The organism is Streptomyces sp. NRRL F-5122, from assembly GCF_001507435.1.
GTDB classification, from domain to species: Bacteria; Actinomycetota; Actinomycetes; order Streptomycetales; family Streptomycetaceae; genus Streptomyces; species Streptomyces lannensis.
In genome coordinates, this window is the sequence record NZ_LMWH01000146.1 from 1 (window position 1) to 388 (window position 388).

At 56.7% G+C, this 388-nt stretch carries 1 pseudogene; it reads left to right on the forward strand.

The window, feature by feature from the left end:
• A pseudogene (locus ADL25_RS16805) lies at positions 1 to 108 on the forward strand (N-acetylglutamate synthase); the annotation flags it as partial.
• Positions 109 to 388 lie beyond the last annotated feature (280 nt).

A 388-nucleotide genomic window follows, 5' to 3' on the forward strand; every position in this document is an offset into this window, starting at 1 on the left:
TACGCGGAGCTGATGCGTTCCTATGACGAGGGTGTGGCGGAGTTCCTCGGTCTCGAACGAGTGAAACCGAACACCTTGGGCAACAGCCGGATGCTTCTGCATCTGTGATCGCCGAGGGATCGCCGTCCACTATTCAGCCGTGCTTCAGCCCGACGACCTTGCCCGGGTTCCCTATGTCCGAAACGCGCATCTTTCCGTCTTCGGAGCGTGCTCTCGTGCTCTCCCCTAGGGTTTGTGTTTTTCCAGCAAAAGCGGTTTGCTTTCCGACGTACTGCAGTACTGCATATAACAGGGGACGCGATTCAGGCGGCACATGCCGTGCATCCTCGGCCCTGAAGTTATCGATGAAAGGAAATCCGGTGGCACAGAAGGTTCAGGTCCTTCTTGT